A 22,924-nucleotide genomic window follows, 5' to 3' on the forward strand; every position below is an offset into this window, starting at 1 on the left:
CGGCCGGAGCGAACGCGGCGGGGCCGGTGCCCAAGCCGCAAGCGCAGCGTCCTGCGGAGGCGAAGACGAAGCCGGCCATGCCGGAAGATCCGGCTGCGGATACGGGAATCAACCGGGTCGGGAACAAGACGGGAGAGCTGCTGCAGATTGCCGCGTATCACGGCATCCGTCTCGTCGTCTCCCTGTTTGAAGCATTAAGTCCGTAAGCGCCGTCCCCGGCAGCGGGACGGACATGGAAGTTTTAAGGGGGTCCATTGCTGCCTGCCGTCACAACTGCTATAATTAGAAGTATTGTAAATTTGCAGGTTAGTGAGGGTAAAGCTGCCGATGGATATCCAAGCCAGACAAAAGAAAATAAGAAATTTTTGTATCATCGCCCATATCGACCACGGGAAATCGACGCTTGCAGACCGCATCCTCGAATATACCGGCGCGCTGACGTCGCGTGAAATGCAGGACCAGGTGCTCGACCAGATGGATCTGGAGCGCGAGCGGGGCATCACGATCAAGCTGCAGGCGGTGCGTCTAAACTACCGGGCCGACGACGGTGAAGAATATATATTGAATTTGATCGATACGCCGGGACACGTCGATTTTACGTACGAGGTTTCCCGCAGTCTTGCCGCCTGTGAAGGCGCGCTGCTCGTCGTGGACGCGGCGCAGGGGATCGAAGCGCAGACGCTGGCCAACGTCTACTTGGCTTTGGACAACAATCTGGAAATCTTGCCGGTCATCAACAAAATCGACCTCCCAAGCGCGGAGCCGGAACGGGTGAAGCAGGAGATCGAGGATGTGATCGGGCTCGATGCCAGCGATGCGGTGCTTGCTTCCGCCAAAGCCGGAATCGGCATCAAAGAAATTCTCGAGCAGGTCGTGCAGAAGGTGCCCGCACCGACGGGCAATCCGGACAACCCGCTCAAGGCGCTCATTTTCGACTCGCATTACGACCCGTACAAGGGCGTTATCGTCTACGTCCGCGTCATCGACGGTTCGATCAAAGCGGGCTCCAAAATCAAATTCATGGCGACGGACAAAACGTTCGAGGTCATCGAGGTCGGCGCCTTCAAGCCGCGCATGGGCTCGGTTCCTTCGCTGGAGGTCGGCGATGTCGGCTTCATCGTCGCGGGGATCAAAAACGTCGGCGACACCCGGGTCGGGGATACGGTAACGGACGCCAAAAATCCGACGCCCGAGCCGCTGCCGGGCTACCGTAAAATCAACCCGATGGTCTTCTGCGGACTGTATCCGATCGAAACGAGCGATTACAACGATCTGCGCGAAGCGCTGGAGAAGCTGCAGCTGAACGACGCGTCGCTCAGCTTCGAGCCGGAGACGTCCACGGCGCTCGGCTTCGGCTTCCGCTGCGGATTTCTGGGACTGCTCCACATGGAGATCATCCAGGAGCGGATCGAGCGCGAGTTCAACATTCCGCTGATTACGACCGCCCCGAGCGTGGTGTTCCGCGTGACGCAGACGAACGGCACGGTGCTGAACATCGAGAACCCGTCGCTGTTCCCGGAGCCGGGCAAAATCGACTTCGTCGAAGAGCCTTATGTCAAGGCGTCCGTTATCGTGCCGAACGATTATGTCGGCGCCATCATGGAGCTGTGCCAGTCCAAGCGCGGCGAATATATCAATATGGAATATCTCGACACGACCCGCGTGACGCTCACTTACGATATTCCGCTGTCGGAGATCGTTTACGACTTCTTCGATCAATTGAAATCGAGCACCAAAGGCTACGCTTCGTTCGATTATGAATTGTCGGGCTACAAGCGTTCCAATCTGGTGAAAATGGACATTCTGCTGAACGGGGAGCAGGTGGACGCGCTCTCGTTCATCGTGCACCGCGACCGGGCGTTCCACCGCGGCCGCATCATTTGCGAGAAGCTGAAGGAGCTCATCCCGCGTCAAATGTTCGAGGTGCCGGTGCAGGCGGCGATCGGCCAGAAGGTCATCGCGCGCGAGACGGTGAAGGCGATGCGCAAAAACGTCCTCGCCAAATGCTACGGCGGCGACATCTCGCGGAAGCGGAAGCTGCTGGAGAAGCAGAAGGAAGGCAAGAAGCGCATGAAGCAGGTCGGCAGCGTGGAAGTGCCGCAGGAAGCGTTTATGGCCGTATTGAAGATCGACGATAACTAAGAAAAAAAGCAGGCAGGTGCTTCGGAGTTCCGGACGCCTGCTTTTGCCATTAGGGGGAACCTAAATGCTGCAGCGAACCCAGACACCCCAAGCGGTGTATATTCATATCCCTTTTTGCACGAACAAATGCCACTATTGCGATTTCAACTCTTACGTGCTGAAAGGCCAGCCCGTGATGGACTACCTGGACGCGCTTGAGCGCGAGATGGAACGGACGGTACAGCTGGTCCCGCCGGGGGAGATCGAGACGATTTTCGTCGGGGGCGGAACGCCGACGGTATTGACGCCGGAGCAGATGGAAGTGTTTTTGCGACGTGTCCGCGCTTATTTCCCGGCTTGGTCGCCGCAGCTGGAGTTTACGATGGAGGCGAATCCGGGCACGACCGATCCCGAGAAGCTTCAAGCGATGAAAGAAGGGGGCGTCAACCGGATCAGCTTCGGGGTGCAGTCGTTCGACAACGGGCTGCTTGAAGGTATCGGGCGCATCCACAATACCGACGACGTGTACCGCAGCTTGGAGAACGCCCGGAAGGCGGGGTTTACGAACCTGTCCATCGATCTGATGTTCGGCCTGCCAAAGCAGACCAAGGCCGTGATGGAAGCGACGCTGAAGGAAGCGCTCGCGCTGGACCTGCCGCATTACTCGATCTACAGCTTGAAGGTGGAGGAAAATACGCTGTTCCACACGCTTTATGAGCGCGGACAGCTGCCGCTGCCCGAAGAGGACGAGGAAATCGGCATGTTTCTGCTGATTATGGAGCGCTTGCGCTCGGCCGGCTACCGCCAGTATGAAATCAGCAACTTCGCCAGACCCGGGTACGAGAGCCGGCATAACGCGATGTACTGGCGCAATCAGAGCTATTACGGCCTTGGCGCCGGGGCTCACGGCTACGTTCATGGCACGCGGCACGTGAATATCAAGGGAGTCCAGCCTTATATCGACGCGACGCGCAGCGGGCTGCCGCTGTTGGAGAAAACTACGGTGGAAGTCCATGAAGCGATGGAGGATTTCATGATGGTCGGGCTGCGGATGCTCGGCGGCGTGCGCAAAGCGGATTTTTACGAGCAGTTCGGCATGGAGCTGGACGGCGTGTTCGGGCATGTGCTCCAGCGGCAATGCGGCCTCGGATTGCTGGAGGCGGGCGCCGGGGGCTACAAGCTGACGGAGCGGGGCGTGCTGCTCGGAAACGAAGTGTTCGGCGAATTTTTGGGAGCCGTAAAAAATGCGTCAAAAATAGGTTGATCCTTTATACGTCTTGTTGTATATTTATTCATATCATTTTCTACATGAGATACTACTAGGCGATGGGTGGGAACCGCTATGACGACGACGTTGACCTGCAGACAAGCAACCGCGCAGGACATTGACACATTATACGACATTATTCAAGGCTATGCTGAAAAAGGAATTATGCTCCCGCGTACCAAGGAGACGCTGTCTGTACAGATCGATACGTTCGTCGTAGCGGAAATCGGCGGCCAGCTTGTAGGCTGCGGCTCGCTCACCAGGCTCGGACAGGATCTGGTCGAGATCCGGTCGCTCGGCGTTTCGGACGGATACAAAGGTCAAGGCATCGGCAAGGCGCTCGTCAACTCGCTGCTGCACGAAGCGAAGCAGCAGGGCATACCGAAGGTGATGGCGCTGACCTACGAGGTGGCATTCTTCGAACGAAACGGCTTTACCGTTGTCGAGAAGGAGATCTTCCCCGAGAAGGTATGGCGCGACTGCATCCACTGCAAAAAACAGCATTGCTGCGACGAAATCGCCGTCCTGAAACGGCTTGACTGACTTGACACAGACCCTATGGGTCTGTTATTTTTGTATTAGCTTAGCACTCACTAGCACGGAGTGCTAACGAAAGCCCGGTTTAGATGTTTGAAAAACAAGGCGAGCTAGGCATGCCTTGGTTTATTTTGTTAATATAGTTGTTTTTCGAAGAAACGTTGACGAAGGGGAGAAACGACAAGCCGGAGGCTGCAGTCAGAGAGTTGGGAAAGTGGTCTTGATAAGAATGGAGATACTTACGGAGGTGGGGTATCTACTGGAGGAGCGGTAGCGTTCGCCTTTGTCTGGCTGCGGGAAATATCCGCTATTAAGCGGTACTAATAAAAATTTCCTGCAGACAACAGCGACCGGAAGTAGATACCCCACCCCCTCATAACATCTATCTCATAATTGACCACTTTCTCAACCAGTTCGCTGTAAGCCGGGTGGCCGCAGTTTGTTTCCCGGAGTCGACTTTCGTCAATCGAAAAACCTCGATAGCAAGGGGGACTTGGTGTGCTAACCGAACGTCAACGTCAAATCTTAAGCGCCATAGTCGATGATTACATCCGTTCTGCTGAGCCGGTCGGCTCCCGCAGCATATCCAAGCGCGGCAACGTGGGATTCAGCCCCGCCACCATCCGCAATGAAATGTCCGACCTGGAGGAGATGGGGTATCTGGAGCAGCCGCACACGTCGGCCGGCCGGATTCCCTCCCACAAGGGCTATCGATATTACGTCGATCATCTGATGCATTATAACCAGCTTCCGCCTCAGGATGTCGACATGCTCAAGCATTTTTTTGCCGAAAAAATGCAGGAGATGGAGCGAACCATCCAGCATGTGGCGCAAATTTTGTCCCAGCTGACGAATTATACGTCCATCGTCATGGGACCGGAGATGCTGGGTACGACGATGAAGCATTTGCAGATCGTTCCGCTTAATGATCGGACGGCTGTCGCGATTATCGTGACCAACACCGGACAGGTGGAGAACAAGACCGTCACGATTCCCGAAGGCGTTCCGATGTCGGAGATCGAGAAGTTCGTCAACCTGCTCAATGCCCGGCTCAAGAACGTGCCGCTGCTTCACTTCAAGTCGAAGCTGTATACGGAGATCGCCTCGGAGCTGAGCAGCTATGTCTCCGGATATGAAGAGCTGCTGCTGATGCTGGATCATGTGATGGACCGCGGGGATGAAGAGCGGATTTTCCTTGGCGGCACCACGAACATGCTGACGCAGCCCGAGTTCAAGGATGTGGATAAGGTGAAAAGCATTCTGGACTTGCTCGCCGAAGGTCCGAAGCTGGTCCAGCTGTTTGACGGAACCGGCGAAACGGACGGGGTGCAGGTGCGGATCGGCAGCGAGAACAAGCTGGAAGCCGTGAATGACTGCAGTCTGATTACCGCTTCGTATTCGATGGACGGGCAGCTGCTCGGCACGATCGGCATCCTCGGACCGACACGAATGGATTACGGTAAAGTGATCAAGCTGCTCGATCATTTGACGAAGGATTTGAATCAATTGATGGGGCGTTGGTACAAATGAGCCAAATCAAGCCGACAGGCCAAGAAGGCGAAGAGGCGTTTGCGACGCTGCGGAACAACGCGAATGCGATTCGCGCCATTTGCTCGGCGGTGGAAGGGACTCTCGGACCGAAGGGGCTCGATACGATGCTGGTCGGGACGCAGGGGGAGGTCGTCATTACGAATGACGGCGTGACCATCTTGGAAAAGATGGACGTCACCCACCCCGCCGCGAGATTGCTTATTCAAGTCGCCCGTTCCCAGCAGCACCAAGTCGGGGACGGCACGACGACGGCTACCGTGCTGGCGGGCGCATTGGTCGCCGAAGGTGTGGCGCAGGTCACGCGAGGCGTACCGGTGGCGAAGGTCGTCCGCGGGGTGCAGGACGGCGTGGCTGCGGCGTTGGAGTCGCTGGCCCGCCGGGCGCGCCCGCTGGAAGGGATGAGCGATCCGCTGCTGTACCGGATCGCGTACATCGCCGGGCGGGAGCATGCCGACCTCGCCAAGCTGATCGTCGAAGGGGCGCAGCGTCTCGGCCTGGCGAAGCTGCGGGAGCCGCACTTCCGCTTCTCCGACGTCGTCATGGCGCACGGAAAAGCGTCGAACGAAGTGTGGCCGGGTCTGCTGATCTCCAAGAAGCCAGCCAATGCCCAGCTTGATTTTCCGCCGGATACGGCGCAGGTGCTGCTGTTCCAGGATGCGTTCGAGCCGGAGACGGTCGATGAGGAAGCGCTCATGACCGATGCGGGCTTCCACAAGCAGACGCAGCTGCGGGAGCAGTTCCGCGCCCTCTTGGAGAAGCTCGTCGAGCTGCGCGTCGGCTTCGTGGCCTCGGAGCGGGGCGTCGATCCTGAGGCGGAGCAGTTCTGCACCGACCACGGAATCATGGTGCTGCAGCGGCTGCCGCGCGCGGAGCTGCGCCGCATCGCGGAGTATACCGGCGCGCGGCCGCTCCGCCGCAGCGGACTGCGCAAGCCCGCCTCGGAGCTGGCGGGCTATCTCGGCTTCGCCGGGCACGTCGCGTACGACGAGCGGCTGGAGAGCGTGCGGATGGCCGAAGGCAAAGGCCGCACGCAAGTATCCATCGTCGTGGGGGCCAGCACGAGCGAGGTGGTCGGCGAGCGGCTGCGCATCGCCCGCGACGCGGCTTCCAGCGTGCAGGCCGCGCTGCGCGGCGGCTGCCTGCCCGGCGGCGGGGCGGCCGAAATGGCCGTCGCCCACGAGCTTGACCGGCACCGCGAAACGGTACAGGGCATGGAGGGCTTCGGCATTGCCGCCGTCGCGCAGGCGCTTCGCAAGCCGCTGGCCCAAATCGTCGTAAACGCGGGCTACAACCCTCTGGAGAAGGTCGAAGAAGTGAAGGCGGCACAGATCGCTTCCGGCAACGATGCGCTCGGCATCGACTGCGATACCGGAAGCGTCGCCGATATGATGGCCGCCGGCGTCGTCGACCCGGCAGAGGTGAAGCTGCACGCGCTGCAGGCTGCCGGCGAGGTGGCATGCGCGGTGCTTCGCATCCACACGGTCATTAAGATGCGCCCGCGCACGGAAGAGTAAGGTCCAAGCATGCCGGGCGTTTCCCGGCCGCAAGGGATGGTTACAATAAGTAGAGATAGAGAGGCCGTATGGCCGATTCGGTTAAGGAGGTGACACAATTGAACGCGGAACAAAAAGAGCAAGCAAACGGACGCCCGGAGACGGACGTCGAAACCAACGAGCAAGAAACCGGAGCTACATATGACGCCGGAGCATCGGCCGAAGGAGCTGCCGACACGGAACAGGCAACCGGCCAACCGGAGGCTCAGGAGACAGTCCATCCGGAACTGGAGGAACTCAGAAAACAAGCGGAGGAAAATCACCAGCGTTTTTTGAGGACGCAAGCCGATTTTGACAACTTCAGACGCCGCACGCAAAAGGAAAAAGAAGAGTTTGCCAAGTACGCTTCGCTCAAGCTGATCGAGCAGCTGCTGCCGGTGGTCGACAACTTCGACCGGGCGCTTGCGGCCAGCAAGGGCAGCAACGATTACGAAGCGCTCTCGAAAGGCATCGATATGATTTTCCGTCAATTGGAGCAAGTGTTGGCCAATGAAGGCTTGAAGCCGATGGAAGCGGTCGGTCAGCCTTTCAATCCCGAGTACCATCAAGCCATCATGCAGGTGGAGTCCGATGAGCACGAGGAAGGCATCGTCGTTGAAGAGGTGCAAAAAGGCTACCTGCTGAAAGACAAGGTCATCCGGCCGGCGATGGTCAAAGTGAGCTCATAAAGCATAAATTATCAACGCCATAAGCGTGTAACCTATACAATGCACAGAATCTAAGGAGGCTAATCCTCATGAGTAAAGTAATCGGTATCGACCTCGGGACGACGAACTCCTGCGTCGCCGTGATGGAAGGCGGCGAGGCGGTCGTTATCCCTAACGCGGAAGGAAACCGTACGACGCCATCCGTTGTTGGCTTTAAAAAAGACGGGGAGCGGATCGTCGGCGAAACGGCGAAGCGCCAGGCCATCACGAACCCGGACCGTACGGTGATCTCCATCAAGCGTCATATGGGGACGAATCATAAAGAAGTGATTGAGGGCAAAGAATATACGCCGCAAGAAATTTCGGCCATCATTTTGCAAAAGCTGAAAGCCGATGCGGAAGCTTACCTCGGCCAGCCGGTCACGCAAGCCGTTATTACGGTGCCGGCTTACTTTAACGACAGCCAGCGTCAAGCGACGAAAGACGCGGGTAAAATCGCGGGTCTCGAAGTGCTGCGGATCGTGAACGAGCCGACGGCTGCCGCTCTCGCTTACGGTCTGGAAAAAGCCGAAGACCAAACGATTCTCGTATACGACTTGGGCGGCGGTACGTTCGACGTTTCGATCCTGGAGCTGGGCGACGGCTTCTTCGAAGTTAAAGCGACCAGCGGGGACAACCGTCTCGGCGGCGACGACTTCGACCAAGTGATCATCGATCACCTCGTAGCCGAGTTCAAAAAAGAGCAAGGCATCGATTTGAGCAAAGACAAAGCGGCTGTGCAGCGTCTGAAGGATGCGGCGGAAAAAGCGAAAAAAGAACTGTCCGGCGTCCTGACGACGACGATTTCCCTGCCGTTTATTACCGTTGTCGACGGCGTGCCGCAGCACTTGGAGATGAACCTGACCCGCGCCAAGTTCGAAGAGCTTTCCGCTTCGCTGGTGGAAAGAACGATGGGCCCGACTCGCCAAGCTCTGAGCGATGCCGGTCTGACGGCGGACAAAATCGACAAAGTCGTCTTGGTCGGCGGTTCCACCCGGATTCCGGCCGTGCAAGAAGCGGTTAAACGTCTGACAGGCAAAGAGCCGCATAAAGGCGTGAACCCGGACGAAGTCGTGGCGCTCGGCGCTGCCGTGCAAGCGGGCGTTCTGACGGGCGACGTCAAAGACGTCGTGCTGCTCGACGTGACTCCGCTGTCGCTGGGTATCGAAACCGCGGGCGGCGTATTTACGAAAATGATCGACCGCAATACGACGATCCCGACGACGAAATCGCAGGTGTTCTCGACTTACGCCGACAACCAGCCGAGCGTGGAAATTCACGTTCTGCAAGGGGAGCGCTCGATGGCTGCGGACAACAAAACGCTCGGCCGCTTCATCCTGAGCGATATCCCGCCGGCGCCGCGCGGCATTCCGCAAATCGAAGTTACCTTCGATATCGATGCGAACGGTATCGTAAACGTAAGCGCGCTCGATAAAGGTACAGGCAAAAGCCAAAAAATTACGATTACGTCCTCCAGCGGCTTGTCCGATGATGAAATCGACCGCATGATGAAGGATGCGGAAGCTCACGCCGAGGAAGACCGCAAGCGCAAAGAAGCGGTGGAAGTGCGCAACCAGGCGGATCAACTCGTCTACTCGGCCGAGAAAACGATCAAAGATCTGGGCGACAAGGTCGACCAAGCCGAAATCGACAAAACGAATGCGGCGAAAGATAAAGTGAAAAAAGCGCTGGAAGGCGACAACCTTGACGAAATCAAGGCGGCGACCGAAGAGCTGTCGCAAGTCGTTCAGCAGCTTTCCGTGAAGCTGTATGAGCAAGCGGCACAGCAAGCGCAGGCAGCGGGCGGCGCAGGAGCCCAAGACGCGCAAGGCGCAGCCAAAGGCAAAGACAACGTGGTAGACGCGGATTACGAAGTGGTCGACGAGAACAAGAAGTAATCACCCCAGGTGAGTCGGAAGTCAAAGCCGCGATTCGGCTTTGACTTTCCGTTTGTCATCCGGGGAATGGGAGTGGAACGATGAGTAAACGCGATTACTATGAAGTGCTGGGAGTGGGCAGAGACGCTTCCCAGGAGGACATCAAGAAAGCTTACCGGAAGCTCGCCCGCCAATACCACCCGGACGTCAACAAGGCGGACGATGCCGAGGCGAAGTTTAAAGAAGCGAAGGAAGCGTATGACGTACTGAGCGACGATCAGAAGAAAGCGCAGTATGACCGCTTCGGCCATGTCGACCCGAACCAAGGCATGGGCGGCGGTTTTGGCGGCGCCGACTTCGGCGGCTTTGGCGATATCTTCGACATGTTCTTCGGCGGCGGCCAGCGGCGCAACCCGAACGCACCGCAGCGGGGCGGCGATCTGCAATATACGATGACCATAGAATTCAAGGAAGCGGTTTTCGGCAAAAAGACCGAAATCCAAATTCCCCGCACGGAAACGTGCGATACGTGTCACGGCAGCGGCGCGAAGCCGGGAACGAAGCCTGAAACGTGCGGCGTCTGCCACGGGTCCGGACAGCAGGAGGTCGTGCAAAATACGGCCTTCGGGCGAATCGTTAACCGCCGGGTGTGCTCCGCTTGTCAAGGGCAGGGAAGAATCGTCAAAGACAAATGCGGAACGTGCCATGGCTCGGGGAAGGTCAAGAAGCAGCGTACGATCAGCCTGAACATTCCGGCCGGCGTGGACGACGGGGCGCAGCTTCGCGTGACGGGAGAAGGCGAATCGGGGACGCGGGGAGGTCCTCCGGGAGACCTGTATGTCGTGATTCGCGTCAAGTCGCATGAATTTTTCGAGCGGGAAGGCGACGACATTTATTGCGAAGTGCCTCTGACGTTCGCGCAAGCGGCACTTGGGGACGAAATCGAAATTCCGACGCTGACCGAGAAGGTGAAGCTGAAAATTCCGGCCGGTACGCAGACGGATACGTATTTCCGACTGAAAGGCAAGGGCGTTCCGCGGCTTCGCGGGTATGGTCAAGGCGACCAGCACGTGAAGGTGGTTGTCGTGACGCCGACTAACATGAATGACGAGCAGCGGGAGCTGCTGCGCGAATTCGCCCGGCTCAGCGGCGAGCATACGCACGAGCAAAACCAATCGATTTTCGAGCGGATGAAAAAGGCCTTTTTAGGCGATTAAGCAGATCAAGAGGCATGCGAAGGCACGGCGGCGATTTTTTGCTGCGGTGCTTTTTTGCATATTTTCCGTTGGATTGGCGGACACTACAGAAGGTGGATATCCAAACCGTATGGACTACGTGAAGGAGGAAACAGTCATGAGCGAAAATGAACGCCAGGCCACTCAAGCGAATCGCGAGCTTCCAATTGCCACGAACGAAGACGTCGAATTTGCTTCCGAATTGGCGGACCAAGCGGACGTCGAAGCGCGCGAGCGTGCGGCGGATGCCGATGAGAGACAACAAGGGCAAGTGTAAGGAAGCGGGGTAATTGGTATGGCTGAAAAAAGCATCTTGGCTTATTTCCAATCCAGGCAGCAAGCGGAGAGCTGCGTGCCGAAGCTGAAAGCCTTGCGTGCCGCCGATATTCAAATCGACCAATTCGGGGAATATCCGGGGCATGGGGTGGAGGAAACGTTCAATCCTTTAAGCAACAGCGACTTCCCAGGATTGGCTTATTTAACGCTCGGCGGGTCCGGTATGAGTCAGGATGCGCGGATATTGACCGCCGTCGATGTGGACGCCAGCGGCATGGCCGACGGCAGTTGGGAACTGTTGGAAGACGACCCGGAAGACATGACTCGCCGGGACATTCTGCTGACGGTCGTCCTGGACGAAGCGGCCTACGACCAAGCGCTGCGGGTCATCCGCGAGGCCGGCGGCAACATCTGAAGCCCGGCAAAGCCGGCATACGCAGCCAGTGAGAACGGTTCTTCGCATGTCCGACATGCGGGGAACCGTTTTTCGCGTGCGGCCGAGCCGTTTTACCCGCGCCCGTAATTGTTGTATACTAGGACTTACGTGTGCTTGCATAAGCAAAATATGGGAGGGAATACCCGGTGCGTTGGCATGAATTAACGGTACATACGACGGAAGAAGCAATCGAGATGATTTCGAATTTTATACACGAGTTTGGCGCGGGCGGGGTATCGATCGAGGAGTCCGGGACGCTCAACAAGCAGAGGGATACGTCGCTCGGACAATGGTATGAGCTGCCGCTGAACGATATTCCGGAAGGCCGGGCCGTCATCAAAGGCTACTTCGTCGAAGGAACCGACATGGATGCGATTCTGGAGGAGCTGAAGCGCTCCGTCGATCAGCTGGCGGAATACGATATCGATACCGGCAATCCCGTCTACGAAGTGAAGGATGTGGACGATGAAGATTGGGCGAACGCTTGGAAGCAGTACTTCAAGCCGCTGCGCGTGACCGACCGGCTGACGATTAAACCGACCTGGGAAGAATACACGCCGGAAGCGGACGAGCTGATTCTGGAGCTGGACCCCGGAATGGCCTTCGGCACAGGCACGCATGCGACGACGTCGCTTTGCTTGCGCACGCTCGAGCGTGTGATCCGAGGCGGCGAAGACGTGATCGATGTCGGCACGGGCTCGGGCATTTTGGCCATTGCGGCCGCCAAGCTGGGCGCGAAGCATGTGCTGGCGCTCGACCTCGATCCGGTCGCCGTGTCCAGCGCGACGGAGAACGTGCATCTGAACGGGCTGGATGGGCAGATCACCGTGAAGCTGAGCGACCTGCTGCAGGTGCTGAATGAGCACAAAGCGGAGGCGGGCGGCAGCGGCGCGCTCGGCGTGAAGCTGCCCGTGCAGGTCGTTGTGGCGAACATTTTGGCCGAAATTATTTTGTTGTTCGTCCAAGACGTGTACGAGGTGCTGGAGCCGGGCGGTCGCTATATCGTATCAGGCGTGATCAAAAGCAAACAGCAGGCGGTCGAAGAAGCGCTGACCGCGGCCGGCTTCGAGCTGCTTGAGCAAACCGAGGAGCAGGATTGGGTTGTGCTCGTCGCCAGAAAGCCGTAGGTGAGCCGACATGGATTGGAGCTTTCTCGCTTATCCGTTGGAGGAGTTGCCGTTTGTTTTTCTTGTGCTGCTGATCGGCTTTACTGTGCACGAATTTGCGCACGCTTATTTTGCCGACCGGTTCGGCGATCCGACGCCGCGGTCGATGGGGCGGCTTACGCTGAATCCGCGCGTACACCTCGACCTGCTGGGGATGATCTTTTTTCTGGTCGTCGGCATCGGATGGGCGAAGCCGGTTCTGGTCAACCGCAGCCATTTCAAAAGGCCCCGGCTGATGGGCATTATCGTCTCGTTAGCCGGGCCGCTCAGCAACTTGGTGCTTGCTTTCGTTAGCTTGATCCTGTTCTATGCGCTGATCCGTATGGGTGTGTTAACCGGAACGTCGCAAGGGGTAAGCCTGGCAATTCAGCTGTTTTTCACCCGAATGGTCCTGATGAATATTTTCCTGTTCATCCTCAACTTGGTTCCATTCCCTCCGCTGGACGGCTATCGCATAGTGGAGGATCTTCTGCCGCGAAGAATTATGATGAAAATCAAGCCTTACGAGCAGTGGCTGTTTTACGCGATTTTGCTGATGTTCTTCATCCCGCCGATCCGGCGCGTTACGCTTGGTCCGATCTTTGCCCTGCAGGGTCCGATATTTGAGGCGTTCGACTCCGTGGCGAGGCTGATGTTCGGGGTAGGCATCCGGGCGTAGCCGCTTCCGGTAAAATCGGTTAATTTTTTTCGGAAACTGGCGTTTAGAGCGAAAAAAGTGTATGATGGAGGATGACCGTTTCTACGTCTCGTATAAGCGGTCAACCTATTTTTGTGGAAGCGAAGGATACGGAATGCAGCGATATTTCATTCATCCGGACGAATTTACGGATGCTGTGGTTACGATAACCGGGGACGATGCGCATCATTTGATTCGCGTGATGCGGGCGAAGCCGGGAGATACGTGTATTGTGAGCGACGGCGTGAGCCGGGAGGCGCTGGTGCGCATTCGTTCCTTGGAGGACCGGCAGGTGACGGCGGATATTGTGGACCGTCTGCCGATGGAGAACGAAGCGGCGGTCGACGTATGGATTGCTCAAAGCCTGCCCAAAGGGGACAAGATGGAGCTTGTCATCCAAAAAGGGACGGAAATCGGCGCGGTCCGTTTTTTGCCGTTCGTTTCGGAGCGCACGGTCGTTCAATTGGACGGCAAAAAGGAAGGCAAACGTTTGGAGCGCTGGCAGAAAATTGCCAAAGAAGCGGCCGAGCAGGCGCACCGCAACCGCGTTCCCGCAGTCGAATCCGTCCTCTCCTGGAAGGAGCTGCTGCGGACGGCTTCGGAGGCGGATGCCGCCTGGATCTGCTATGAGAAGCAGGACGCGCAGCAGCTTCGCCGGGCGATACGGGAAGCGATTGCCAAAGGAAACGGCCGGACCAGCGGAAGCCGCGTCAAGCTGATGCTTATCGTAGGGCCCGAGGGCGGCTTCAGCGAACGGGAAGTCTCGGAGGCGGAGGCGGCCGGCTGCGTGGCGGTCGGCTTGGGCAAACGAATTTTACGTACGGAGACGGCCGCGATGGTCGGACTCACTTGCATTTTATACGAATCCGGAGAGATGGGGGGAGAACGATAAATGGCAACCGTCGCTTTTCATACGCTCGGATGCAAAGTCAACTTCTACGATACGGAAGCGATCTGGCAGCTGTTTAAACAGGAAGGCTACGAGCAGGTTGATTTCGAATCGACAGCCGATGTCTATGTCATCAATACATGTACGGTGACCAATACGGGGGATAAAAAGAGCCGTCAGATGATCCGGCGCGCCATTCGGAGAAACCCGGAGGCGATCGTGGCGGTCACCGGCTGCTACGCGCAAACGTCCCCGGCCGAAATCATGGCGATTCCGGGCGTCGATCTGGTCATCGGAACGCAGGACCGGGACAAAATCATGCCTTACGTGAAACAGCTGGAGCAGGAACGCCAGCCGATCAATGCGGTGCGCAATATTATGAAAACGCGTGCGTTCGAGGAACTGGACGTGCCTGATTTTTCGGACCGGACGCGCGCTTTTCTGAAAATTCAGGAGGGCTGCAACAACTTCTGCACCTTTTGCATCATTCCATGGTCGCGCGGCCTGATGCGCAGCCGCGAGCCGGAGAGCGTGCTGAATCAAGCCCGCATGCTCGTGGACGCCGGTTATCAGGAGATCGTGCTGACGGGAATTCATACCGGCGGCTACGGGGAGGATATGGAGGATTACAGCCTCGCCAAGCTGCTGTGGGATCTGGATAAGGTCGACGGCCTGAAGCGGATTCGCATCAGCTCGATCGAAGCGAGCCAAATTACGGACGAGGTGCTCGAGGTGTTGCAAGCCTCGGACAAAATGTGCCGTCATCTGCACATTCCGCTGCAAGCCGGAGACGACGAAGTGCTCAAGCGGATGCGCCGGAAATATACGACGGAGCAGTTTGCCCGCAAAATCGAGCACATCCACCGGATTATGCCGGGCGTCGCGATTACGACGGATGTGATCGTCGGCTTCCCGGGGGAAACGGACGAGATGTTCCGCCGCGGCTACCGGTTTATGGAACAGATGAAATTTTCGGAAATGCACGTCTTCCCGTATTCCAAGCGGACCGGTACGCCGGCCGCGCGGATGGAGGATCAGATTGACGAGGAAATCAAAAACGCCCGCGTGCACGAGCTGATCGATTTGTCCGAGAGGATGCAGCTCAGCTACGCGGAGACGTTTGTCGGCCAAGTGCTGGAGGTCATTCCGGAGCGGGACTACAAGGGTCAGCCGGGAAGGGGACTGCTCATGGGCTATTCGGACAACTACCTGCAGCTCGTATTCGAAGGCAGCGAGGACTGGATCGGTCAAGTATGCCGGGTGAAGGTCACCGAGGCCGGAGTCAACGAGTGCCGCGGCCAGCTTGTCCGCGCCCCCGAAGCGGGAGCCGTTCACCTGCCGTCCAAAGTGACGGGCACAGGCGTTTCGGCCGAGACGATTCCGGGGCAAGCGGCTAAAGCGATCGTATAAGCTGAAGAACGAAGGATTTCATTCGACGATAAGCAGGCGCGTCTTCCTGCGGCAGCCGTGATTCAAGCCGCCGGTAAGACCGCCTGCGTCCGCCGGGTGAAGTCCTTTCGATTTCCAATAGGAAAGGGTGATGTCGATGAAGGAAATTTCGGCAGGAGGCGTGGTGTTTCGCAAAATCGGAAACGACGTGCAGGTGCAAATGATCCAGGACCGGTACGGCAAAATTACGCTGCCGAAAGGCAAGATGGAAGCCGGGGAAACGATAGAGCAAACGGCGCTGCGCGAAATTCTCGAAGAAACGGGAATTACCGGGACCATCGTGCGTCCGCTGGAGACAATCACGTATCAATTCGCCATGAACGGCGGGGTTATCGACAAAGAGGTCCACTATTTTCTGGTGGAAGCGACCGGAGGCACCCTGCAGGCGCAGGTTGAGGAAATCCGCGGCGTCGAATGGCTTCATCCGCTCGAGGCTTGGCATCAGCAGACGCATTCCGGTTACGGGAACAACGATTCCGTTTTGCAAAAGGCGCTGAATGCGTTGGGCTATGAGGTGAACGGACAATAACGGGATTTGACCTGAAGCGGCTATCGTCGTACTAAACATTGGGAGGACTTCGGCCATGGCTGTCGTCGTATTGCAGAAAAAAAGAAAAAAACGGTTGGAAGAAGGCCACCCATGGGTGTACCGCTCGGAAATCGAACGCGTGGAGGGCGAGGCGCCGCCGGGAGGGCTCGTATCCGTACATACGCACGCCGGCCAGTATTTGGCGACCGGCTATTATAACCCGGCTTCGCAATTGACCGTGCGGATTGTTTCCTACGAACCGATGGAAGAAATGACGCATGCCTACTTTGTCCGCCGGATTCAAGAATGCAAGGAGCACCGGGAACGGTTTCTGCCGCACGCAGGGTCGTACCGGCTCGTTTACGGCGAGGCGGATTTCCTGCCGGGACTGATCGTGGACAAGTTTGAGGACGTGCTGGTAGTGCAGATTTTGACGCTTGGCATGGAGCGGGTGCGGGAGGCGATCGTCTCCGCGTTGGCCGAAGTGATGCGCCCTGCCGGTATTTACGAGCGCAGCGACGTCTCCGTGCGGCAGCTCGAAGGCTTGGAGCAGCGCACCGGCGTGCTGTACGGGGAATGCCCGCAGCATGTTACAATCCGCGAGAACGGCATCGTTCTGGAAGTGGACATTGCGCAGGGGCAGAAGACCGGTTATTTTTTCGACCAGCGGGAGAACCGGGCCGCCTTGGAACCGCTTATGAAGGGCTGGGGCAAACGAAGCGGCATTGAGCTGCAAGAGCGGGTGGTGGACGACGGGACGGTCAAGCGCGTGCCGGTCAACCGGAACGGCAGCGAAGTGACGTTTCCTTATTGGGACGGCGCGACGGTGCTGGAATGCTTCTCGCACACCGGCAGCTTTACGCTTCATGCGTGCCAATTCGGCGCCAAAAAAGTGACGTGCCTCGACATTTCCGAGCATGCCATCGAAACGGCCAAGCGGAATGTGGAGCTGAACGGCTTCAGTGACCGGGTCGAGTTCGTCGTCGCCGACGCGTTCGATTACCTGCGCGAGCAGGCCCGCGGCTTGGAGCTTCGGCAGGAGCGGGGAAAAGCAGGCGAGCGGAGGGTCGATACGTCGGTACCGCTTGCTGCGAAAGGCAGAACGTGGGACGTTGTCATTTTGGACCCGCCGGCCTTTGCCAAGTCGCGGAGCGCAGTCGAAGGAGCGTGCCGGGGCTACAAGGATATTAACCTGCACGGCATGAAGCTGGTGAACGAGGGCGGATATTTGGTGACGGCGAGCTGCTCCTACCATATGAAGCCGGAGCTGTTCCTCGAAACGATCCATGCGGCCGCCTACGATGCGGGCAAAACATTGCGTCTGATCGAATTCCGCAATGCCGGTAAGGACCATCCCCGCATTCTCGGGGTGGAGGAAGGCAACTATTTGAAGTTCGCTATTTTTGAGGTGCGCAGCAAACGATAACAGAATCAGTAAGGAATAAGCCTTAATTCGGCAAGCAGCCGGATTAAGGTTTTTTCTTTTCTCTATATTGATAGATAAGTTTACAGATAATATTAAAAAAAGACATACTTATATCACAAAAATCCGATTCGGACGGCAGCTGCTGTCCGGGCTTGTAGGTTCCGCGATGAATTTCTTCTTTGATCATTTGCTTGAGTTGCACGTAAGTTAATTTCATGTACAGCCACCTTGATCGTCAGGCATGTCCGATTTCGATGGCCGATTTGACGGCGAGGAGGTTGTTATATTATGATCCTTGCGTTAGCGTCTTTTCATAAGATGATTTCGGAGGTGCCGATCTGATGAATTCGAACATGTCGTTAACCGAGGCGATTCGCGGCCGGAGAAGCGTGGGGCGTGTCAAGAACGATCCGATCGCGCGGGAGCTGATCGAGCAGCTGCTGGAAGCGGGCAACTGGGCGCCCAGCCACCATGCGACCGAGCCTTGGCGCTTTTATGTGATGACCGGCGGCGGCCGGCAAGCGTTAGCCAACGCGTATGCGGATATTGCGGCGGAAGGAGCGGCAGGCGTGTCCGGGCAAGAGCTGGAGGAGCTGCGGGCGAAGCAAGGCGCAAAAGCATTCCGTGCTCCGGTGGTGATCGCCGTTGCCGTGTCTCCGTCTACGGCGAAAGGCGTCAGCCGCATCGAGGAATTTGCCGCAGCGCACGCCGCCGTGCAAAATATGCTGCTCATGGCGCATGCGCTTGGACTTGGAGCGATCTGGCGGACCGGTGAGCCGGCTTATCATCCGCGCATGAAGCAGGCGTTCGGTCTCGGCGAAGCCGATGCCATCGTAGGGCTTGTATACGTAGGCATTCCGGAGATGGCGCCATCCGAGGGCAAGCGCCGTCCGGTCGCGGACAAAACGGTATGGATGAACGGCGAGACCGACAGCAAGCCGTGATCTGCGTCCCGTGCCTTCGCAGGGCTATTCCGAATCCGTCTGACTTCGTGCTTTGACGGACCGGGCGTATTCGGAAGGGCTCATGCCGGCCGATTTTTTGAACGCTTTGGAAAAATAATGCGGCCCGCTGAAGCCGAGCATGGCGGCAATTTCGGAAAAGTTGTACGTTTTCTCCCGAATCAGCGATTTGGCCCGGCCGATCTTTAATTGGTTGTAATAAGACATGACGGACAGTCCGGTCTGCCGCTTGAATTGTTCTTTCAGCCGGGTTTTGGCCACATGCAGCGCCTCGCTGATTTCTCCGAGCGACACGTTTCCTTCCACATGGTCCTCCAAATAACCGATAACCCTTCGGGCCAACGCTTCGTTGTCTTTTTCCCTCGCCGTAAACGAAAGCGGCTTGCTCGTCTCCGCATGTCCGAGCCGGCGCAAAAGGCGGATCAGGAATGTCTGCAAATACAGCTGGAGCAGCTGCTCGCTCCCGACAGGCGCGTCCTGCCGCCGTTTAAGCGGGTACCGAAACGGGAACTCGAACGCATGCTTCCCCTCCTTGACGATCTCCGCCAGAAGATTCCGCTCCGTATCCTCCAAGTGGACAATTTGCCGCACAAACCGCTTCATGGCTTCCGACCGGCAATCGAATGTCAGGACGACGATGTTCGGCGCGGTCCCTTCGCACGCATAAAAGCTGTGAAATTCGTCGGGCTCATGAAATACGACCATCCCCTGCCGAAGCCGGTGCCGGGACGTGCCCGCCGTCACCTCCACCTCGCCCTTGTCGACATAAACCAACTCCCAGAAATCGTGCTGCTCTCCCGGGAAGACATAGTTTTTGGCAAATTCGAAATAGTACATCGTGATGATATTGTCGATGACAATCGTCTGTTTTAAACGTGTTCGCTGATAGCTCATCCGGTCCTTTGTCTCCTGCTCCGTTCTTATCTCCATCATACCTTGGCTCGGGGCTTCTGAAAAGCGTCATCCGCGGGGGCGGGACGGGCTCATTTTGCAAAAAATGCGGCTTCGAAGACAAAGCCACGGCCGCTCGGGCTTTCTATAATGGGGGTGAACCCATTACATACGGAGAGCTTGGAGGAGGAGTCAGACATGAGATTGGCTGTCATTGGCTATGGAGCGAGAATACGCGGGGTATTGAAATATGTGCAGCAGGCCAACCCCGAATGCAAGGTTACGGCGGTTGTCGACATCCGCAAGGACAAGGCGCTGAGCGGTACGGAAGGTGCGGACGAAATCCGGCTGTTCGACACGCCCGAGGAGATGCTTGAGCAGGAGAAGCCGGACGGCGTACTGATCGGCACCCGCTGCTCCTTGCATACGGAAATGGCATTGAAGGTGCTGCCGAGCGGAATTCCGCTGTATCTTGAAAAGCCGGTCGCTACGACGATGGAGGATGCGCTGCGCTTGAAGCGCGGCTTCGAGACCTGTCCGTCGCCGGTCATCGTCTCTTTCCCGCTGCGCGTCACGTCGATCGTGAAGCTGGTGAAGGAGATTATCGATTCCGGCAAAATCGGGACGGTCGAGCATGTCCAAGCGGTCAACAACGTTCCGTACGGCGGCGTCTATTTTCACAATTGGTACCGGGACGAGAACGAGACGAGAGGCCTGTTTTTGCAGAAGGCGACCCACGATTTCGACTATATTAACCATGTGCTCGGGCTTCGTCCGATCAGCGTCTGCGCGATGACGTCCAAGCAAATTTTCAAGGGCACGAAGCCCGCGGGGCTCCGCTGCGTCGATTGCGGCGAAAACAAAACGTGCGCCGAGAGCACGGTCGGCACGCCGATGGAGCAGGAATGGCCCTACTGCTCCTTTGCCGAGGATACGGGCAACGAAGACTCGGGCAGCGCGTTGATCCGCTACGAGACCGGGATGCATGTTTCGTATTCACAAAACTTTTTCGCCCGGCAAAAAGCGGGTTCCCGCGGTGCGCGGTTTCTCGGCTACAAGGGAACGGTCGAGTTCGACTTTACGACCGGCATCGTCAAGGTATTCATGCATCACACGCCGCGGGTGGAAACGTACGAGATCGATGCGGCCGAAGACCATTTTGGCGGCGATGCGGCGCTTGCGGAAAATTACGTCAACATGATCCGCGGCACCGAAGAATCCGTCAGCACGCTGGACGACGGCTTGCTAAGCGCGCTCCTTTGCTTGAAAGCGCGGGAGTCGGCGCTCACCGGCACGTTCCAGACGATCGACTGGACGTAGCAGGCTATGGGAGCAGCCCGCCGGATGGGTCCGGCGGCAGCCGTTTCAGCAGCTGCTTGCGGGCGCGGGCGACGGCTCTGCGGACCGCCGGCGACGCATCCTGCTCCAGCTTGGCGAAGCCCGGCGCGAGGAGGTCCCAATGCTCAGCCGCCGCGGCTGAGGCATACATATTCGCCGCGTGGATGCGGACCGCCTCGTCCCCGCCGGCGATCCATACGTCAAGCCGTGCGGCCGTTTCCTCCGGATACGAAGCGAGCAGCCCCTCACCAAGCGTGAGCGGGCTTATTGCTTTTCCGGCGGCGGCCGGGGCGCCCGACATCAGCAGCTCGGCCAAATCCAGCAGCGGCCGGCTCCATGCCGGGTTGCGGGTTTTGGCCGCGATCCGGACGGCGTGGGTGACGGCTGCGATCTCGTTCGGCAGAGGCGAGGCCGACCAGGCGGCCAGCCGCGGATAAAACGACGGAAATTGCTTGACCAGAAGCGTTCCGCAGGCTTCGCCCGTCCAGCGGCGGACGGTAGGGTGCGGGCTGTCGGTCAAGGAGCGCAGCCGTGCGGCCGTCTCGTCGGGAGCTGCCGCGTAATGGCCGGACAACAGAAAGACGGCAAGCTCCTGCGCCGTTTCGTCTCCGATTTGAGCAAGCCCGGAAGCCAGACGGATAAGACGCTTCGGATCGGGCAGCGCGGCTTCGATCACTTGCAGCGCTTGGTGCTTGACGGCGCGCGCCTGTTTATCGGGCAGCGTGCCGAGGACCGGGCCCAGAGCAGCCGTTAAGGCCGAAGCCGAGCCGCGGGAGGCGGCATCCGCCGCATCGCGCTTCCAGTCTTGTTCGGCAAGCGGCATCATACAAAATTCCTCCGTTTCAAGCGTTTCGTTGGTTCATCTTCCCACAATAATACCAAACGTATGTTCTCTGGGCAAGGCATTTTGTTCCGGTTCAACACTTAACGGCTTCCCGAAAACTCCCACCGACGCTCTTACGGCGGAAGAGAGGAGGAATTCGCAGTTTACAGAGCGACGGGATAGAGGTATATTATTTTTGTGGACATGAATACTTGTATACAAGTGCACAATATTAAACGGGGTGAGTACATGAAGCTAGGGATGATTGGACTTGGGAAAATGGGATTTAACCTCGTGCAAAATTTACTTCGGCAGCAGCATGAAGTTGTCGTGTACGATGTCAATCCCGAACCGGGAAAGAAATTGCAAGAACGCGGCGCTGAGCTTTCCGGTTCCGTCAACGAGCTGGTAGAGAAGCTGGAAGCTCCCCGCATTGTCTGGATGATGGTTCCGGCCGGTCCGGTTGTGGATCAGGTGATCGACACGCTTAGTCCGCTGCTGGGGCCGGGAGATATCGTGATTGACGGCGGGAACTCCCACTACAAGCAATCGATGGCCCGTGCGGATAGGCTGAAGGAACGGGGCGTCCATTTTTTCGACGTGGGAACATCGGGAGGCACGGAAGGCGCGGCCCGCGGCGGCTGCTTCATGATCGGCGGCGACCGGGACGCGTTTGCAGCTATCGAGCCGCTGTTTCAAGGCATTGCGGTCGACAAAGGCTATTTGTACGCCGGCGGCCACGGCAGCGGACATTTTCTCAAGATGGTCCATAACGGCATTGAGTATGGCATGATGCAATCGATTGCAGAAGGCTTCGAGATTTTATCGAAAAGCGAATTTGATTTTAATTACGAAGAGGTGGCACGGGTCTGGACCAACGGCTCGGTCATTAGAGGATGGCTGATGGAGCTAACTCAAAACGCGTTTTCCAAAGATCCCAAGCTGGGCGGGATTCGGGGAATCATGAAAAGCTCCGGAGAAGGAAAATGGACGGTTCAAACGGCGCTGGATATGGAAATCAGCACGCCTGTCATCGCGTTGTCCCTGCTGATGCGCTACCGGTCCATGGAAGACGATACGTTCCACGGCAAAGTGGTGGCCGCTCTGCGCAACGAATTTGGCGGTCATGAGGTCGTAAGAAATTCGTAAGATCGATTTTCCTAATGGATTCGTTTCATAACAATGTGATAAAATCTAGAAATACTTGTCTACGATATCTTATCGTTGTTATTGGAA

At 57.5% G+C, this 22,924-nt stretch carries 22 protein-coding genes and 1 pseudogene; 20 read left to right on the plus strand and 3 right to left on the minus strand.

Annotated features, from left to right (window positions below):
* From PEH01S_RS34810 to PEH01S_RS28160, 17 genes and pseudogenes are all read left to right on the plus strand, one after another.
* Window positions 1-206 (plus strand): annotated as a pseudogene (locus PEH01S_RS34810) (hypothetical protein); the annotation flags it as partial.
* 121 nt (window positions 207-327) lie between these two features.
* Window positions 328-2,142: a translation elongation factor 4 gene (gene lepA / locus PEH01S_RS28085; RefSeq protein ID WP_025851314.1), complete on the plus strand. Its 1,815-nt coding sequence runs from the start codon at window positions 328-330 to the stop codon at window positions 2,140-2,142.
* 64 nt (window positions 2,143-2,206) lie between these two features.
* Window positions 2,207-3,385, plus strand: coding sequence for a radical SAM family heme chaperone HemW (gene hemW / locus PEH01S_RS28090; RefSeq protein ID WP_127489432.1), 1,179 nt, complete (start codon window positions 2,207-2,209; stop codon window positions 3,383-3,385).
* Window positions 3,386-3,463: 78 nt separating this feature from the next.
* Complete coding sequence (locus PEH01S_RS28095; protein ID WP_025851311.1) at window positions 3,464-3,931, plus strand: N-acetyltransferase; 468 nt, start codon at window positions 3,464-3,466, stop codon at window positions 3,929-3,931.
* 492 nt (window positions 3,932-4,423) lie between these two features.
* The gene (gene hrcA / locus PEH01S_RS28100) at window positions 4,424-5,455 is read left to right on the plus strand and encodes a heat-inducible transcriptional repressor HrcA (RefSeq protein ID WP_025851310.1); all 1,032 of its coding nucleotides are present in this window, start codon (window positions 4,424-4,426) and stop codon (window positions 5,453-5,455) included.
* Window positions 5,452-6,990, plus strand: coding sequence for a TCP-1/cpn60 chaperonin family protein (locus PEH01S_RS28105; protein WP_127489434.1), 1,539 nt, complete (start codon window positions 5,452-5,454; stop codon window positions 6,988-6,990). The genes hrcA and PEH01S_RS28105 overlap by 4 nt, the downstream gene beginning before the upstream one ends.
* Before the next feature lie 98 nt (window positions 6,991-7,088).
* Window positions 7,089-7,697, plus strand: coding sequence for a nucleotide exchange factor GrpE (gene grpE / locus PEH01S_RS28110; RefSeq protein ID WP_127489436.1), 609 nt, complete (start codon window positions 7,089-7,091; stop codon window positions 7,695-7,697).
* Window positions 7,698-7,765: 68 nt separating this feature from the next.
* On the plus strand, window positions 7,766-9,613 hold the full coding sequence (dnaK, locus tag PEH01S_RS28115; protein WP_025851306.1) for a molecular chaperone DnaK: 1,848 nt from the start codon (window positions 7,766-7,768) through the stop codon (window positions 9,611-9,613).
* 80 nt (window positions 9,614-9,693) lie between these two features.
* Window positions 9,694-10,809 (plus strand): molecular chaperone DnaJ, encoded by a 1,116-nt coding sequence (gene dnaJ, locus PEH01S_RS28120; protein ID WP_025851305.1) that lies wholly within the window; start codon window positions 9,694-9,696, stop codon window positions 10,807-10,809.
* Window positions 10,810-10,945: 136 nt separating this feature from the next.
* On the plus strand, window positions 10,946-11,104 hold the full coding sequence (locus tag PEH01S_RS28125) for a YfhD family protein (protein ID WP_084159678.1): 159 nt from the start codon (window positions 10,946-10,948) through the stop codon (window positions 11,102-11,104).
* A gap of 18 nt (window positions 11,105-11,122) precedes the next feature.
* On the plus strand, window positions 11,123-11,518 hold the full coding sequence (locus PEH01S_RS28130; protein ID WP_127489438.1) for a hypothetical protein: 396 nt from the start codon (window positions 11,123-11,125) through the stop codon (window positions 11,516-11,518).
* Window positions 11,519-11,685: 167 nt separating this feature from the next.
* The gene (gene prmA / locus PEH01S_RS28135) at window positions 11,686-12,666 is read left to right on the plus strand and encodes a 50S ribosomal protein L11 methyltransferase (RefSeq protein ID WP_127489440.1); all 981 of its coding nucleotides are present in this window, start codon (window positions 11,686-11,688) and stop codon (window positions 12,664-12,666) included.
* Window positions 12,667-12,676: 10 nt separating this feature from the next.
* Entirely contained in the window at window positions 12,677-13,363 is a 687-nt protein-coding gene (locus PEH01S_RS28140; protein ID WP_127489442.1) for a site-2 protease family protein, read from the plus strand.
* Between the two features lie 133 nt (window positions 13,364-13,496).
* Window positions 13,497-14,273, plus strand: a complete 777-nt coding sequence (locus PEH01S_RS28145) for a 16S rRNA (uracil(1498)-N(3))-methyltransferase (protein WP_127489444.1) — start codon at window positions 13,497-13,499, stop codon at window positions 14,271-14,273.
* Window positions 14,274-15,680 (plus strand): tRNA (N(6)-L-threonylcarbamoyladenosine(37)-C(2))-methylthiotransferase MtaB, encoded by a 1,407-nt coding sequence (gene mtaB, locus PEH01S_RS28150; protein ID WP_127489446.1) that lies wholly within the window; start codon window positions 14,274-14,276, stop codon window positions 15,678-15,680.
* Between the two features lie 136 nt (window positions 15,681-15,816).
* Window positions 15,817-16,248 carry an NUDIX hydrolase gene (locus PEH01S_RS28155; protein ID WP_025851299.1) on the plus strand — a complete coding sequence of 144 codons (432 nt, stop codon included), beginning with the start codon at window positions 15,817-15,819 and terminating at the stop codon, window positions 16,246-16,248.
* Window positions 16,249-16,303: 55 nt separating this feature from the next.
* Window positions 16,304-17,674 carry a class I SAM-dependent rRNA methyltransferase gene (locus PEH01S_RS28160; RefSeq protein WP_127489448.1) on the plus strand — a complete coding sequence of 457 codons (1,371 nt, stop codon included), beginning with the start codon at window positions 16,304-16,306 and terminating at the stop codon, window positions 17,672-17,674.
* A gap of 43 nt (window positions 17,675-17,717) precedes the next feature.
* Here PEH01S_RS28160 and PEH01S_RS35910 read toward each other — a convergent pair whose 3' ends face one another.
* Window positions 17,718-17,891 carry a GntR family transcriptional regulator gene (locus PEH01S_RS35910; protein WP_084159677.1) on the minus strand — a complete coding sequence of 58 codons (174 nt, stop codon included), beginning with the start codon at window positions 17,889-17,891 and terminating at the stop codon, window positions 17,718-17,720.
* Between the two features lie 124 nt (window positions 17,892-18,015).
* Here PEH01S_RS35910 and PEH01S_RS28170 point away from each other — a divergent pair, with 124 nt between their 5' ends.
* Entirely contained in the window at window positions 18,016-18,618 is a 603-nt protein-coding gene (locus PEH01S_RS28170) for a nitroreductase family protein (RefSeq protein WP_127489450.1), read from the plus strand.
* Between the two features lie 24 nt (window positions 18,619-18,642).
* On the opposite strand, the gene PEH01S_RS28175 is transcribed toward PEH01S_RS28170, so the two are convergent.
* A complete protein-coding gene (locus PEH01S_RS28175; RefSeq protein ID WP_246063091.1) occupies window positions 18,643-19,530 on the minus strand; it encodes a helix-turn-helix domain-containing protein in 888 nt (295 codons plus the stop codon).
* Between the two features lie 195 nt (window positions 19,531-19,725).
* On the opposite strand from PEH01S_RS28175, the gene PEH01S_RS28180 reads away from it, so the two are divergent.
* Entirely contained in the window at window positions 19,726-20,847 is a 1,122-nt protein-coding gene (locus PEH01S_RS28180; protein ID WP_127489452.1) for a Gfo/Idh/MocA family protein, read from the plus strand.
* 4 nt (window positions 20,848-20,851) lie between these two features.
* Here the strand turns inward: PEH01S_RS28180 and PEH01S_RS28185 are convergent, their stop codons facing one another.
* Window positions 20,852-21,691: a hypothetical protein gene (locus tag PEH01S_RS28185; RefSeq protein ID WP_127489454.1), complete on the minus strand. Its 840-nt coding sequence runs from the start codon at window positions 21,689-21,691 to the stop codon at window positions 20,852-20,854.
* Between the two features lie 246 nt (window positions 21,692-21,937).
* Between PEH01S_RS28185 and gnd the strand changes: the two genes are divergently transcribed.
* Complete coding sequence (gene gnd / locus PEH01S_RS28190; RefSeq protein WP_127489455.1) at window positions 21,938-22,837, plus strand: phosphogluconate dehydrogenase (NAD(+)-dependent, decarboxylating); 900 nt, start codon at window positions 21,938-21,940, stop codon at window positions 22,835-22,837.
* Window positions 22,838-22,924 lie beyond the last annotated feature (87 nt).

The organism is Paenibacillus ehimensis NBRC 15659 (genome assembly GCF_004000785.1).
In the GTDB taxonomy this organism is placed as follows: Bacteria; Bacillota; Bacilli; order Paenibacillales; family NBRC-103111; genus Paenibacillus_G; species Paenibacillus_G ehimensis.

Bases quoted from the DNA above. Each gene is read 5' to 3' on its own strand.
- lepA (WP_025851314.1), top strand. From the start codon at position 328: ATGGATATCCAAGCCAGACAAAAGAAAATAAGAAATTTTTGTATCATC.
- hemW (WP_127489432.1), top strand. From the start codon at position 2,207: ATGCTGCAGCGAACCCAGACACCCCAAGCGGTGTATATTCATATCCCT.
- PEH01S_RS28095 (WP_025851311.1), top strand. From the start codon at position 3,464: ATGACGACGACGTTGACCTGCAGACAAGCAACCGCGCAGGACATTGAC.
- PEH01S_RS28105 (WP_127489434.1), top strand. From the start codon at position 5,452: ATGAGCCAAATCAAGCCGACAGGCCAAGAAGGCGAAGAGGCGTTTGCG.
- dnaK (WP_025851306.1), top strand. From the start codon at position 7,766: ATGAGTAAAGTAATCGGTATCGACCTCGGGACGACGAACTCCTGCGTC.
- dnaJ (WP_025851305.1), top strand. From the start codon at position 9,694: ATGAGTAAACGCGATTACTATGAAGTGCTGGGAGTGGGCAGAGACGCT.
- PEH01S_RS28125 (WP_084159678.1), top strand. From the start codon at position 10,946: ATGAGCGAAAATGAACGCCAGGCCACTCAAGCGAATCGCGAGCTTCCA.
- PEH01S_RS28130 (WP_127489438.1), top strand. From the start codon at position 11,123: ATGGCTGAAAAAAGCATCTTGGCTTATTTCCAATCCAGGCAGCAAGCG.
- PEH01S_RS28140 (WP_127489442.1), top strand. From the start codon at position 12,677: ATGGATTGGAGCTTTCTCGCTTATCCGTTGGAGGAGTTGCCGTTTGTT.
- PEH01S_RS28145 (WP_127489444.1), top strand. From the start codon at position 13,497: ATGCAGCGATATTTCATTCATCCGGACGAATTTACGGATGCTGTGGTT.
- mtaB (WP_127489446.1), top strand. From the start codon at position 14,274: ATGGCAACCGTCGCTTTTCATACGCTCGGATGCAAAGTCAACTTCTAC.
- PEH01S_RS28155 (WP_025851299.1), top strand. From the start codon at position 15,817: ATGAAGGAAATTTCGGCAGGAGGCGTGGTGTTTCGCAAAATCGGAAAC.
- PEH01S_RS28160 (WP_127489448.1), top strand. From the start codon at position 16,304: ATGGCTGTCGTCGTATTGCAGAAAAAAAGAAAAAAACGGTTGGAAGAA.
- PEH01S_RS35910 (WP_084159677.1), bottom strand. From the start codon at position 17,891: ATGAAATTAACTTACGTGCAACTCAAGCAAATGATCAAAGAAGAAATT.
- PEH01S_RS28170 (WP_127489450.1), top strand. From the start codon at position 18,016: ATGAATTCGAACATGTCGTTAACCGAGGCGATTCGCGGCCGGAGAAGC.
- PEH01S_RS28175 (WP_246063091.1), bottom strand. From the start codon at position 19,530: ATGAGCTATCAGCGAACACGTTTAAAACAGACGATTGTCATCGACAAT.
- PEH01S_RS28180 (WP_127489452.1), top strand. From the start codon at position 19,726: ATGAGATTGGCTGTCATTGGCTATGGAGCGAGAATACGCGGGGTATTG.
- PEH01S_RS28185 (WP_127489454.1), bottom strand. From the start codon at position 21,691: ATGATGCCGCTTGCCGAACAAGACTGGAAGCGCGATGCGGCGGATGCC.
- gnd (WP_127489455.1), top strand. From the start codon at position 21,938: ATGAAGCTAGGGATGATTGGACTTGGGAAAATGGGATTTAACCTCGTG.